11 protein-coding genes and 5 pseudogenes are annotated in these 12,498 nt (G+C 42.2%); 7 read left to right on the top strand and 9 right to left on the bottom strand.

Features of this window, described 5'->3' with window-relative positions:
• The first annotated feature begins 44 nt into the window (after positions 1–44).
• On the top strand, positions 45–407 hold the full coding sequence (locus EJF25_RS23975) for a hypothetical protein (RefSeq protein ID WP_125039926.1): 363 nt from the start codon (positions 45–47) through the stop codon (positions 405–407).
• Positions 408–498: 91 nt separating this feature from the next.
• Positions 499–867, top strand: a complete 369-nt coding sequence (locus tag EJF25_RS23980; RefSeq protein ID WP_125039925.1) for a hypothetical protein — start codon at positions 499–501, stop codon at positions 865–867.
• A gap of 15 nt (positions 868–882) precedes the next feature.
• On the opposite strand, the gene EJF25_RS23985 is transcribed toward EJF25_RS23980, so the two are convergent.
• From EJF25_RS23985 to EJF25_RS24010, 6 genes are all read right to left on the bottom strand, one after another.
• Positions 883–1,137, bottom strand: coding sequence for a helix-turn-helix domain-containing protein (locus EJF25_RS23985; RefSeq protein WP_370685688.1), 255 nt, complete (start codon positions 1,135–1,137; stop codon positions 883–885).
• Positions 1,138–1,730: 593 nt separating this feature from the next.
• Entirely contained in the window at positions 1,731–3,425 is a 1,695-nt protein-coding gene (locus tag EJF25_RS23990; protein WP_235016910.1) for an RNA/DNA-binding domain-containing protein, read from the bottom strand.
• Positions 3,426–3,510: 85 nt separating this feature from the next.
• Positions 3,511–6,735 (bottom strand): DNA primase, encoded by a 3,225-nt coding sequence (locus EJF25_RS23995; RefSeq protein ID WP_125043219.1) that lies wholly within the window; start codon positions 6,733–6,735, stop codon positions 3,511–3,513.
• Entirely contained in the window at positions 6,732–6,935 is a 204-nt protein-coding gene (locus tag EJF25_RS24000) for a hypothetical protein (RefSeq protein ID WP_022161819.1), read from the bottom strand. The genes EJF25_RS23995 and EJF25_RS24000 overlap by 4 nt, the downstream gene beginning before the upstream one ends.
• Before the next feature lie 97 nt (positions 6,936–7,032).
• Positions 7,033–7,344 carry a hypothetical protein gene (locus EJF25_RS24005; RefSeq protein WP_125043209.1) on the bottom strand — a complete coding sequence of 104 codons (312 nt, stop codon included), beginning with the start codon at positions 7,342–7,344 and terminating at the stop codon, positions 7,033–7,035.
• A 20-nt stretch (positions 7,345–7,364) separates the two neighbouring features.
• Positions 7,365–7,556, bottom strand: coding sequence for a hypothetical protein (locus EJF25_RS24010; RefSeq protein WP_125043211.1), 192 nt, complete (start codon positions 7,554–7,556; stop codon positions 7,365–7,367).
• A gap of 146 nt (positions 7,557–7,702) precedes the next feature.
• Here EJF25_RS24010 and EJF25_RS24015 point away from each other — a divergent pair, with 146 nt between their 5' ends.
• The 3 genes and pseudogenes from EJF25_RS24015 to EJF25_RS26800 form a co-directional block, all read left to right on the top strand.
• The gene (locus EJF25_RS24015) at positions 7,703–8,155 is read left to right on the top strand and encodes a helix-turn-helix transcriptional regulator (RefSeq protein ID WP_125043213.1); all 453 of its coding nucleotides are present in this window, start codon (positions 7,703–7,705) and stop codon (positions 8,153–8,155) included.
• A 729-nt stretch (positions 8,156–8,884) separates the two neighbouring features.
• Positions 8,885–9,400 carry an outer membrane beta-barrel protein gene (locus EJF25_RS24020; protein ID WP_125043215.1) on the top strand — a complete coding sequence of 172 codons (516 nt, stop codon included), beginning with the start codon at positions 8,885–8,887 and terminating at the stop codon, positions 9,398–9,400.
• A 206-nt stretch (positions 9,401–9,606) separates the two neighbouring features.
• A pseudogene (locus EJF25_RS26800) lies at positions 9,607–9,765 on the top strand (porin family protein); the annotation flags it as partial.
• On the opposite strand, the pseudogene EJF25_RS24025 reads toward EJF25_RS26800, so the two are convergent.
• The 3 genes and pseudogenes from EJF25_RS24025 to EJF25_RS24035 form a co-directional block, all read right to left on the bottom strand.
• Positions 9,761–10,015: pseudogene (locus EJF25_RS24025) on the bottom strand (porin family protein); the annotation flags it as partial. The pseudogenes EJF25_RS26800 and EJF25_RS24025 overlap by 5 nt on opposite strands.
• Positions 10,016–10,200: 185 nt before the next feature.
• Positions 10,201–10,716 (bottom strand): outer membrane beta-barrel protein, encoded by a 516-nt coding sequence (locus tag EJF25_RS24030; protein ID WP_125043215.1) that lies wholly within the window; start codon positions 10,714–10,716, stop codon positions 10,201–10,203.
• 730 nt (positions 10,717–11,446) lie between these two features.
• Positions 11,447–11,877, bottom strand: a pseudogene (locus EJF25_RS24035) (helix-turn-helix transcriptional regulator).
• A gap of 167 nt (positions 11,878–12,044) precedes the next feature.
• On the opposite strand from EJF25_RS24035, the pseudogene EJF25_RS26020 reads away from it, so the two are divergent.
• Both EJF25_RS26020 and EJF25_RS24040 read left to right on the top strand, forming a co-directional pair.
• A pseudogene (locus EJF25_RS26020) lies at positions 12,045–12,233 on the top strand (hypothetical protein).
• Positions 12,234–12,253: 20 nt separating this feature from the next.
• Positions 12,254–12,498, top strand: a pseudogene (locus EJF25_RS24040) (hypothetical protein); the annotation flags it as partial.

Here is a 12,498-nt window from a genome sequence, read left to right on the forward strand (position 1 = left end):
AAGCCGTAGATTACCGCTACGGCTGACACAAAACAGAATACAATATGCGTAAAAAAGACAGAATAGATACGGTAATCCGGTGCAGTGAAGCGAACGGCTGGTATGTAAGTGCGGATGCCGGACAGAAGAACGGCATAGTCATCTTCGAGTTTTCAAAGTTCACTCCGGCAGGGCAAGACTTTTCCTTTACGGCAGCGATGAAAGACAAAGACCTTGACAGTCTGATAACGGACATGGAAAACTATTACGAGGGCTTCGATGTGGACGAGGAAACCTATCTGTGGCTTGACAGCAGAGGGCATGGAAAGAACGGAGCACCTTACCGTATGAGAGACGTGCTTGCAGATATGGAAGCGGCAGAGAAAATGGTGGAGAACCTTCTTGACGCAATTAGAGGAATAGCATAAAATCAAGATTTTACTTGCAAGCAGCCTGCCATGTTTCATAGAAACATGGCAGGCTACCTTATGTTTGTTTTATAACAAAAATCATACAGAAATGACAGACAGGCAGATTATCCGCATTGCAACCGTGAACGGCTGGAATGTGTCAACAAGAACTGAAAACGGAATCCGATGTTTCGACTTCAGACGGAAAACACTTGGCGGTGTTCAGTTCTGTTTCACCGTCGGAATGAAAGATGACAAGGTGGAAAATCTTGTGGAAGAAATAAAATCCTTCGTGGATGCCATCACCCCCGAAATGTGCGCATGGGAGTGGATGATAAAGTCGGGGGCGATGCCCCCGGCACGCTACCTGCAAGCCGTTGCGGACATGGATGATATACGCACAAAGGCGTGGCTTCTTGCTTGCGACTTGTCGAAGGCAACAGGTAAAAGTCCGTTTTCGCACCATTGGCTAAATTGACCGGAACGGAAAGCGTCAGTGGCATCCGGCCTTACCGTCTTTCCGTCTGCGCCCCTTCTTCGGGAGACCGGCAACTTTATAAGCTATCAGGTCTGCTCCACGAAACATGAGTTTCGTTTTGTCCTGCATCTTCACAAAAGGTAAAGGCCTTTCTGGATGACTAATATAGGCATAGACCGTACATCTGTGAACACCCAAATAACGTGCGGCCTCATTGACGGAGTACGTCCGACCGGGAAGAACTTCCAAAAACAACTTGTGTAAATCCATATCCTACTTCGTTTTGCCATAAAGATAAAATCGGAATACATATATATCAACACATTAGATATTGGAATATCAGATATTTAATGGGATTTTCAAGGAATATGTGCTATCAAATGCTGCAATGTTTAAGACCGCATTTGCGGAAGTAGCATTACAAGAAAATAAGAAGGGCATATATTTAGAGGTTGACAGCGTTGACAAGGGAGCCAACGTCAAACGTATCTTACAAGGTTTACCATAAGCTGCTATCATACAATATATTATCTTTTTCTTTATTAAAAGAAGAAATAAATAGTATATCGTGGTTTGTCAACCTTTGGCTCCAAATATCTTGGGCTTTTCTGAAAGTGGCTACCTTTGTCAACGTTTGTCAACGCTGATTTTTAATATAAACTATTTGGTACTAAATGTATTATGCTTTGTCAACGCTGTCAACATGAAAATATGTGCAGATTATATTCTGAAAGTGTATGGGAAGAAAAGTCCATAACAGGAAATAGGGTTTACGGGAACTATTGCGTCGTAATTCCATACGAAATAAGGGGTGAATGTATTTCAATAAAAAAGCCATCACTAAGGATGACTTTTTATAATGTTTATTTTAAGAACGTCCAATACCCGCCTCTTGATGGACCAATATACTTAATTACATTCTTCAATTCTTCCAGATCTCGGTAAATGGTTCTTTCATTGACATCAAGTTTTGCAGCTAATTCTTCTACTGTTATTTGGTTATTCCGTTTGATAAGGCTGACAATTCCCTGCTGACGCTTATGTTTCTTTGGTATATTCTTATTATTTGTATCTGTATTCAACTGTAGAGTCATATCTTCATCGTCCAATTCTTCTGTAGATGCCGTTGAGTTTTGACTGACATTTTCAACGCCTTTGGGTGACATTTTCGGACTTTGACTGACATTTTCAGCGTCCTTGGGTGACATTTCTATGTTTTGACTGACATTTTCAACACCTTTGGGTGACATTTTCGGACTTTGACTGACATTTTCAGCGTCTTTTTCAGGCATATCCATATAAGTTATGGAAAATATAAACTGAGACCCATTGTTAATCTCAACTTTATAGTTGGGGTAGTAGAGAGGCGCATAGCGTAAGATATTACGAGTTCCTGATCCCATATCCTCAACCCATGAAAGTTCATGAAACACTCTAACCAGCAATGGATTTTTTGTATAGTTATTAAGTTGCTGCAAAGTCAGTTTGCCCTCAGGTATTTCGGGTAACAGCCTTGTAGGATTCTTTGTTACAACACGGTCCTTGAACACATGATAAAAACAGGCATAGCCTATACTGTAATCGGAATGTACACAAAGATTTGCTACAATCTCGCGGAACAAGTCCCAACGCAAATCTTCTCTCTGGGTAGAGCCTGCCGGTAGATAAAATTTATTCGGCAGATAACGTTCGGTAAATTTGGTCAATTCATCATACACTCTGATAAGGTTGCATCGCAATGTCTTACGGTCGTCATATCGGTTGGGAAATTGCCGCATGTCATTGTACTGCTCATAGGTGCACATGTGAAATAGTGCCTCGAAACGATAACGAGGCATAAAATCCTCTATCGCATACTCTGTACCGAACAGGATAAGTGCTGCATATTTAAGTTCCAACTCTCCGGTATTGATATTTTCCCTTGCCAGACGAGTATGTATCAGTATTTCTTCATCTGAAAGCTGCAGCCAAGGATGTCCAGGTTTCTTTACGGCAAGAATGTTTCGGCAGAACTGGAACGTGTCATGGTCAAGATGTTCCATTTTCAGGCCATCAACTTTCCTTTCTTCAAACAAATGCGGGTTCTTTCTTTCGAAAAGCGAAAGCAATAATTCAGGGTGGTCCGTTATATCAATATCCGCATCCCCGTTTCTGTCCCAAAACCTGCCCTTATAGCGGTAGACATACTGACCGCAAGGAATATCAAGCAGTATGACAACCTTCCCGTTTATTTCCATAACTTGTGGAGAAAAATATGGGCAAGGCAAAAACAAGTCATGATTCTTGATTGACGTGATAATGTTAGATTTCAGAGCATCTGCCTTATCCGGATTTACTCCTACAATCTCACCGTTATCTTTGACCCCGACTAGTATTTGTCCTCCACTGTGATTCAAGAATGAGCATACGGTCTCATACAGGGAATCTGAAATCTTATCCGTACAAGTCTTATATTCGGTACAGGAATCCTCTCCCTTCTGAGATAATTTTATGAATAGTTCCTCTATCATTAATTCTGGTGTTGTTGATTTATGCAAAGGTACTGAATCTTTAGCCATTTAACTAAATGTTTAATGATTTATATGCTTTTACCATGATTTTATTTCTTGAAAACGAACAGTCGTGCGTTATAATACAGTTGTACTATTCCTCTCCAGCGTCCGCTATTACTTCCGTTTCAAGTTCAAGTCCGAACGCATCCTTTAATTGCTGATAGTCAAAGCACAATGCTTTCGGACGGTTTACCTTGACCTTTCTGACCTGCTCGCCATTGACAATGTCAATAGAATATTCCGGCAGACCACTCGGAGACAGGATCGTAAACCGGTCCTGTTTCAGACCGAGATACGACGGATGCGATTTCAGATACGACAGGATGGTGGACCAGCTCGAGCGGTTGGCCGTGGCGTTCATGTTCCGGCTGTTGAACAGGGAGGCTATGGCTGCCATATTAAGATATAGAATAGGACGGGCCTCGTTGAACTCGATGTCTTCCCTGACAGAAAGAGGTCGGAACGATTTCATATAACGGATACGGTAGTGGACCCGGTCGATGCACTTCCCTGATGTCTGGAATCCCTGAAGCATGTTCCAGAAGTCAGCAATCTCCGAACTCTCCTGGGCCAGCTCGTTCTGATTACGTATGCCCTTAATAGCCGTTTCAAACAGCTCCGTATAAGTGAAAGGTACATCTATCACTGTTTCCAGCGTGCGGAAAGCAGCCAGCGGAATCACCCAGTTGCCGAAGATACGGTCATGGATGGTTTCGTTCTCTAACTTCGTGGCCAATTCCCGCTTGGTTATGGAATAGATTTCCGGGAAATTCTTCTCAAACAACTCCCGATAGTTCAGTATCTCCAATGTAAGGTGTGTCAGCCCCAAATTACAGAGAGCCACCAAGTCTTCATAATGTTTCTTCTCCGCCTGGCTGAAAGAGGTTTTCGAGAAGGCAAGGAAGATGACACGGGTGTAGAGTGCCATGTCCTGCGTGGGCTTGTCCTGACCGCAAAGCACCACGCCGGTAGTGACGATGGTCTGTGCCGCCATCCCGTCCGTACCCGTATTCTTCTTGGTCTGTCCGCCGCCGCCCCACAGTCCTTTCAGATAGGCAATCTTGCGGATGTCAAGGTCGTTCTTGTATTCGTCCAGCACGACAAGGGTATTGACTGCCTGCGATACACGGTCGTTCATGGCAGGAACGGAGGTGACACCCAGGTTGGGCGGATCAACCCCGTGCAGAAAGAAGGACTGTAGGGAGGTGGCGAGCGTGGTCTTGCCGGTTCCCTTCTCGCCGAACAGGTTGAGTATGGGAAAATGGCGGGTACGGCTGAATATGACGTCACGGAACAGGGTGGCAAGCAGGTAGCAGAAAGCGACGTTCGCATTCTCTCCGAACACTTCCGACAGCCTTGACACATAATCATACAGTTTTACCCCGTTGCGGTTCTCATGTACCATCAGCCGCTCGAACTGGAATATTTCCTGGTTGTGAATATAGATTTTGGAGGTGGCCGGGATATAGAAAGCCTTGTCGTTATCACCCCTGACAATACCCAGTTCATTGACAGCCATGAACGAGCCGCTGGCGAATATGCCGTTGCCAAAGGCAAAGAAACCCTCTGCCGCATTCCAGCCCAGTTTCCGGACACGTTCCGCCGTGTCAGTCTTTGAATAGAGGTATTCCTTGACACGGTTGAGCTTGTCTATCTTGGCCAACCATACATAGTTGCCCAGTGAACCGACCTTCTGCTGGAAGTTGCTTAGTGAACACAGTTCGGACTCCTTCAGCTCAACGACACGGCAGACGTTGTACATGTTCCTCATACGGAAAATACGGGTGCCGTTGTTTTCGTCCTCGATATGAAACAGCGGCTCCATGACAAAGTTGGATATTCTGGCCGGCTCGTCATCCTCCTCGCTGATGGAATAATAGCAGTTTTCACGTACAAACAGGCCGAACTGGCGCAGCAGCTCCGCCTCTCGCTGCATCTCGCTCATGGAATCGGAGCGGTTGCTTTTCCTCCGGGCTTCACCCCGTGCCTGTGATACGGCATCACGCCACAGCTTTACCTTGCCGTGCAGCTTTGAAAGCTGTTCTATGCACTGGTCAAACACCAGCTGGTCCTTCACGTAACGCAGCAGGTCGGCTATTTCAGAGACACATTTCCGTTCCTCCACCAATGAAGAAGACACAAAGAAACGTTTTTGAGCCAGCCAGATGATGAAATGCTTTTCGGCCAGCGAGGTATAATCCTCCCGACAACGGATGAAACTGTCGGCATCGTTCTTGCCGTATTGTGTTCCAGCCTCATTATCAGAGACCTTTGCAAACGGCAGCTCCCTGACCGTCACATGGAAGCCTTTCCTGATTGCGGCAGCTCCGTTTGTCATGACCGCCTCGAACCCCGGACCGTATGGTTTACTCTCTGCCACATCCGAATCCGGGATGAAGCATAGGGACGACGTGAACTTTTTCAGTTGGTCGAACTGGCCATCCGTCCATACCGTACCGAGAGCGGCCACCGTATTCTCATACCCCACGGACTGCATTCGGAGCACATCCGGCGCACCTTCCACGATGATAAAGTAGTCCGCATCCCGCTGGCGGCTTGCCCTGTCAATGCCGAAAATCGTCTCACCTTTGGAATACACCACGCTGGTGGCCGAGTTGATATATTTCGGAACTTTCTGGTTGTCACCGATATACCTGGCTGTATAGGCGATGATACGTCCCCACCTGTTCCGTACAGGAATCATGATGCGCTGGCGGAACATGGCATACACGTTGCCGTCCTCGCCACGCCGGAGCATCCCAAGCTCGAATAGTTTTTCCTCGTCGAGCGATTTCAGGCGGCAATACTCCATGAATGCGGAACCGTCCTTAAGCGTATAGCCGATGCCTGCCACGGAACAGAACTCCTCCGGCCATCTTCCATACGCATATTCACGTGCCCGGGAGCACTCTTCATCCGTTCCCGCTCTCAGGTTTTCAAGGAAATAGTTCTGTATGCAGTCCAATGCCGCCAACAGGGACTCCCTATGCTTTGCCTCTGCGACCTGTTCATCTGTACGTTCCTCGTCTGTGTATTCCAGCGGGATGTTATTATTTTCAGCTATGAACCTGACCGCTTCAATGAAGGAAAGATTCTCCTTTTCCATGATGAACGTGATCGCATCGCCACCACGGTTACAGCTGAAGCAGTGGAACAGGTTCCTGTGTGGGGATACCGCGAACGATCCGGTCTTTTCCGCATGGAAAGGACAAAGCCCCATCAGTGTCGAGCCTTTCCTTGTAAGGTTGACATAAGGTTTGAGAACGTCCTCTATCGCAAGTTCCCTGACTTTGTTTATGGTGGATTCGCTGATCATAATGTCTTCATAAGATTCCAGCAGTCGATGATGGACTGCCCGGAAAATTTTGGTCTGCATGGATTGTTCGGGTTAAGCGGCGTAATGTAGCCGTTATCCCGATACTTGCGGAGTGTCTTATGGCTTATACCCAGTTCGGCACAGGTCCGCTTGGCCGAATAGACGCCTTCGGGGTCGCAGGTAGGTTTCAACTCTTTCATGTTCGATATATTTATACGGTTTACACCACCCCGAACAGACTGTGCCGTGACTATATTGCCGGAGTGGACTGCTTTTTCAATATAGCCACAAAAATATTTACCCTTTCGGTTCCTTTCCGCATTCTTTTCCCGTTTGTCCGTTATCAAGATAGTCCTGTACCGTGCGTTGCAGGAGGCGGAGGTCGGCCGTCCTGTACTCTACTTTACCGGGCCTCTTGTATGCCTCGACTTTTCCCTGGCGTCTCCATCTTTCCACGTTCCTGCGTCCGAAGATTTCATAAGCCTTCCTCTGACTGACAAACTCCGGGTCGTCACGATCTGTTTTCAGCATCCTGACAATCCTTGCGGAAAGATCGTTCAGGAACGTATCGTATGGAATCAGGTGATCCACAAACTGAAGCAGTTTCATATCCGCATGATTTTAATCCTTCACAAAATACGTTTGACTGTAATCGTATGCTTTTCCCTGTCAGTCCTGGTCTTGAACTGGCGGTTGTAGATGGCACCCAGTTCTGAAGCCTGGGTACGGACGCTCTTCAAGCGTGAAATGGGGAACGTGACGGTGCCGCCGACTTCAAGTGCCACGAGGGCAGGGCGAATTTTTTCCATGTTTTCTGCCATAATTGTTGGATGTTTAATATTTAATGTTTAACTTTGCCATCAATAAATGGGAGTTTTAATGCTCGCAAAATAACATAAAAAGGTTTATATAGCCAAATATTTGTTTGATGTATTTTGATTTAAGGTTCAATTATTGATTTAATCTTATGACAATAGATATAAAAAACGTGCATGTGGGAGAGGCCATCGACAAGCGTCGCAACGAACTTGGGCTTAGCAAGTCCGAGCTTGGGCGCAGAATCGGTGTCCCCCAGCAGCACATCAACCGCATTCTCGAAAGGGGAACAATGGAGACCAACCGCCTTTTCAAAGTAAGTGAGACACTGGGCTTCAATTTCTTCTCCCTGTTCTGTCCCGTGCAGCATCAGATTTCCGCATACCTTGCGGCGGTAACACTGGACGGGAATGCAAACAACAATATCGGAGATACCGAAATTGCTGCACAATTGACAAAGGAACAAGCTGTCGTAGAAAGCCAAAAGGAGACCATCAAACTCCTGAAAGAGCAGATAGACAGCCTGAACGCACAGATAACGCGTCTTGATTCCAATCTGAAGGACAAGGATGCTATTATTGAATTATTAAAAGAAAGGAGGTAATACCTATTAGGTTATTTACCAGTATATAAAGCGCATGCTCCATACAGGTAATTCATAACTATAATCTCATTCTTCTATTTGTATGATATACTTATCGCATACATAAAACTCATTACGTATTGAGAATCAATACATACTTACAGTGGCGATCGCTACAATAGAGGAATGAAAAAGTCTCAAAATAATTGCTCAAAATGTTCTCATAAAAAGACAACACATACTCTTTGCATACGCAATGTTGTTAAAGTATTGATTGTCAAACCTAAATTAAAGCGGCGCAAGCTGCTATTGAAGAGTAATCGCCATATTTCAAACAAAATTCAGTCTGAGGTCTCAAAACACATACCAAACACATACAAATGTGTTGGAAACTCCTGATAATCAACTTATCGAAAGAGGGGCGCAGGCAGCAATTGAAGAATGATAATAAGCTTTTGATAGTATTTAATATTAATAGGAAAAGGATTTGCTCTGAGAGTAAGTCCTTTTTTTTAAAAGTATACTAACTAGGGAGTATTTATAGGGATAAAATTATCAATTAAGGATGAAAGAAATATAACAGAGGGGCTTTAAAAAGGTAGTTATACGATACTTGCTTTTACGTTCATAGTCTCTAATTATAAAAAACTAACAAAAAATTGTTTCATTAAAAAAGAAATATACTTTTGTAGCTGAAAAACAGCCCCATATTTATATGGGGTTTATTTGTTTAACTAAAATAAAAATGAGATGAAAAAAGGATTATTAGTATTATTTGTATTATTGGCCACTTTGGCTGTAAAAGCACAAGGAGTTTATGTTGGTGGATCTTTTAGTATTTGGCGTGCAAGTACTGAAAACTCTACATCCTTCATGATCGCTCCGGAAATTGGTTACAACTTTAATGAAAAATGGGCATTGGGAGCTGAGTTAGGTTATTCACACGATTATTTGAAGGGAGCATATATTAATTCACTGTCTGTTGCTCCTTATATTCGTTGGTCATACTACCAGAATGATATTGTGCGTTTGTTCTTAGATGGAACTGCTGCAATCGGTTTTAATAAAGTAAAAGACAGCGATACTACTAAATTTGGTCAGATTGGTTTAAGACCAGGTATTGCCGTTAAACTGAATGATCATTTTTCTTTTATTGCTAAATATGGTTTTTTAGGTTATCAGAAAAATGTGCATTCTAATGGAGATGCTTTTGGACTTCAACTCACTAGTGAAGATCTTTCCATCGGTTTCCATTACGAGTTCTAAACTATAAATAAATAATAAAGATAGGAAAGGGAGTTCTCCAAAATGGGGAATTCCCTTTTTTATGTATAAACTCTATAATTAATAGCCATATTAACGAAAAAGTTGTTTAATACAGGTTTCAAAAATACATTTGTATTGTTTAGTAGTCAGGCAATGGCCTTAGTATTAATTTAAAACTTTAAAATTATGAAAAGAGTGTTTTATTTATTTTATTTGCACTGATTTCAGTAGCAGGTTTTTCACAGATTACAGGATGGAATGCCAAAGTAGGAATGAACTTTAGTAATTATACCGGTGATCTTGATTTGAATGCCAAAGTTGGTTTTAAACTTGGAGGAGGTTTTGAATATGCTTTCAATGATACATAGCATTAATACTATTTCCATCTTTCTTTGCACCCTTACTGCTTAAGAATAAAGAAGGTTGCAATGACCATGTATCATTGAAAGCATATTCAAAACCTCCTCCAAGTTTAAAACCAACTTTGGCATTCAAATCAAGATCACCGGTATAATTACTAAAGTTCATTCCTACTTTGGCATTCCATCCTGTAATCTGTGAAAAACCTGCTACTGAAATCAGTGCAAATAAAATAAATAAAACACTCTTTTTCATAATTTTAAGTTTTAAATTAATACTAAGGCCATTGCCTGACTACTAAACAATACAAATGTATTTTTGAAACCTGTATTAAACAACTTTTTCGTTAATATGGCTATTAATTATAGAGTTTATACATAAAAAAGGGAATTCCCCATTTTGGAGAACTCCCTTTCCTATCTTTATTATTTATTTATAGTTTAGAACTCGTAATGGAAACCGATGGAAAGATCTTCACTAGTGAGTTGAAGTCCAAAAGCATCTCCATTAGAATGCACATTTTTCTGATAACCTAAAAAACCATATTTAGCAATAAAAGAAAAATGATCATTCAGTTTAACGGCAATACCTGGTCTTAAACCAATCTGACCAAATTTAGTAGTATCGCTGTCTTTTACTTTATTAAAACCGATTGCAGCAGTTCCATCTAAGAACAAACGCACAATATCATTCTGGTAGTATGACCAACGAATATAAGGAGCAACAGACAGTGAATTAATATATGCTCCCTTCAAATAATCGTGTGAATAACCTAACTCAGCTCCCAATGCCCATTTTTCATTAAAGTTGTAACCAATTTCCGGAGCGATCATGAAGGATGTAGAGTTTTCAGTACTTGCACGCCAAATACTAAAAGATCCACCAACATAAACTCCTTGTGCTTTTACAGCCAAAGTGGCCAATAATACAAATAATACTAATAATCCTTTTTTCATCTCATTTTTATTTTAGTTAAACAAATAAACCCCATATAAATATGGGGCTGTTTTTCAGCTACAAAAGTATATTTCTTTTTTTAATGAAACAATTTTTTTGTTAGTTTTTTATAATTAGAGACTATGAACGTAAAAGCAAGTATCGTATAACTACCTTTTTAAAGCCCCTCTGTTATATTTCTTTCATCCTTAATTGATAATTTTATCCCTATAAATACTCCCTAGTTAGTATACTTTTAAAAAAAGGACTTACTCTCAGAGCAAATCCTTTTCCTATTAATATTAAATACTATCAAAAGCTTATTATCATTCTTCAATTGCTGCCTGCGCCCCTCTTTCGATAAGTTGATTATCAGGAGTTTCCAACACATTTGTATGTGTTTGGTATGTGTTTTGAGACCTCAGACTGAATTTTGTTTGAAATATGGCGATTACTCTTCAATAGCAGCTTGCGCCGCTTTAATTTAGGTTTGACAATCAATACTTTAACAACATTGCGTATGCAAAGAGTATGTGTTGTCTTTTTATGAGAACATTTTGAGCAATTATTTTGAGACTTTTTCATTCCTCTATTGTAGCGATCGCCACTGTAAGTATGTATTGATTCTCAATACGTAATGAGTTTTATGTATGCGATAAGTATATCATACAAATAGAAGAATGAGATTATAGTTATGAATTACCTGTATGGAGCATGCGCTTTATATACTGGTAAATAACCTAATAGGTATTACCTCCTTTCTTTTAATAATTCAATAATAGCATCCTTGTCCTTCAGATTGGAATCAAGACGCGTTATCTGTGCGTTCAGGCTGTCTATCTGCTCTTTCAGGAGTTTGATGGTCTCCTTTTGGCTTTCTACGACAGCTTGTTCCTTTGTCAATTGTGCAGCAATTTCGGTATCTCCGATATTGTTGTTTGCATTCCCGTCCAGTGTTACCGCCGCAAGGTATGCGGAAATCTGATGCTGCACGGGACAGAACGGGAGAAGAAATTGAAGCCCAGTGTCTCACTTACTTTGAAAAGGCGGTTGGTCTCCATTGTTCCCCTTTCGAGAATGCGGTTGATGTGCTGCTGGGGGACACCGATTCTGCGCCCAAGCTCGGACTTGCTAAGCCCAATTTCGTTGCGACGCTTGTCGATGGCCTCTCCCACATGCACGTTTTTTTATATCTATTGTCATAAGATTAAATCAATAATTGAACCTTAAATCAAATACATCAAACAAATATTTGGCTATATAAACCTTTTTATGTTATTTTGCGAGCATTAAAACTCCCATTTATTGATGGCAAAGTTAAACATTAAATATTAAACATCCAACAATTATGGCAGAAAACATGGAAAATTCGCCCTGCCCTCGTGGCACTTGAAGTCGGCGGCACCGTCACGTTCCCCCATTTCACGCTTGAAGAGCGTCCGTACCCAGGCTTCAGAACTTGGTGCCATCTACAACCGCCAGTTCAAGACCAGACTGACATGAAAAGCATACGATTACAGTCAAACGTATTTTGTGAAGGATTAAAATCATGCGGATATGAAACTGCTTCAGTTTGTGGATCACCTGATTCCATACGATACGTTCCTGAACGATCTTTCCGCAAGGATTGTCAGGATGCTGAAACAGATCGTGACGACCCGAGTTTGTCAGTCAGAGGAAGGCTTATGAAATCTTCGGACGCAGGACGTGGAAGATGGAGACGCCAGGAAAGTCGAGGCATACAGAGGCCCGGTAAAGTAGAGTACCAGGACGCCGACCTCCTCCTGCAACGCACGGTACAG

Origin of the sequence: Bacteroides faecalis (genome assembly GCF_003865075.1) — a bacterium.
Classification (GTDB): domain Bacteria; phylum Bacteroidota; class Bacteroidia; order Bacteroidales; family Bacteroidaceae; genus Bacteroides; species Bacteroides faecalis.

Bases quoted from the DNA above. Each gene is read 5' to 3' on its own strand.
- EJF25_RS23975 (WP_125039926.1), top strand. From the start codon at position 45: ATGCGTAAAAAAGACAGAATAGATACGGTAATCCGGTGCAGTGAAGCG.
- EJF25_RS23980 (WP_125039925.1), top strand. From the start codon at position 499: ATGACAGACAGGCAGATTATCCGCATTGCAACCGTGAACGGCTGGAAT.
- EJF25_RS23985 (WP_370685688.1), bottom strand. From the start codon at position 1,137: ATGGATTTACACAAGTTGTTTTTGGAAGTTCTTCCCGGTCGGACGTAC.
- EJF25_RS23990 (WP_235016910.1), bottom strand. From the start codon at position 3,425: ATGGCTAAAGATTCAGTACCTTTGCATAAATCAACAACACCAGAATTA.
- EJF25_RS23995 (WP_125043219.1), bottom strand. From the start codon at position 6,735: ATGATCAGCGAATCCACCATAAACAAAGTCAGGGAACTTGCGATAGAG.
- EJF25_RS24000 (WP_022161819.1), bottom strand. From the start codon at position 6,935: ATGAAAGAGTTGAAACCTACCTGCGACCCCGAAGGCGTCTATTCGGCC.
- EJF25_RS24005 (WP_125043209.1), bottom strand. From the start codon at position 7,344: ATGAAACTGCTTCAGTTTGTGGATCACCTGATTCCATACGATACGTTC.
- EJF25_RS24010 (WP_125043211.1), bottom strand. From the start codon at position 7,556: ATGGCAGAAAACATGGAAAAAATTCGCCCTGCCCTCGTGGCACTTGAA.
- EJF25_RS24015 (WP_125043213.1), top strand. From the start codon at position 7,703: ATGACAATAGATATAAAAAACGTGCATGTGGGAGAGGCCATCGACAAG.
- EJF25_RS24020 (WP_125043215.1), top strand. From the start codon at position 8,885: ATGAAAAAAGGATTATTAGTATTATTTGTATTATTGGCCACTTTGGCT.
- EJF25_RS24030 (WP_125043215.1), bottom strand. From the start codon at position 10,716: ATGAAAAAAGGATTATTAGTATTATTTGTATTATTGGCCACTTTGGCT.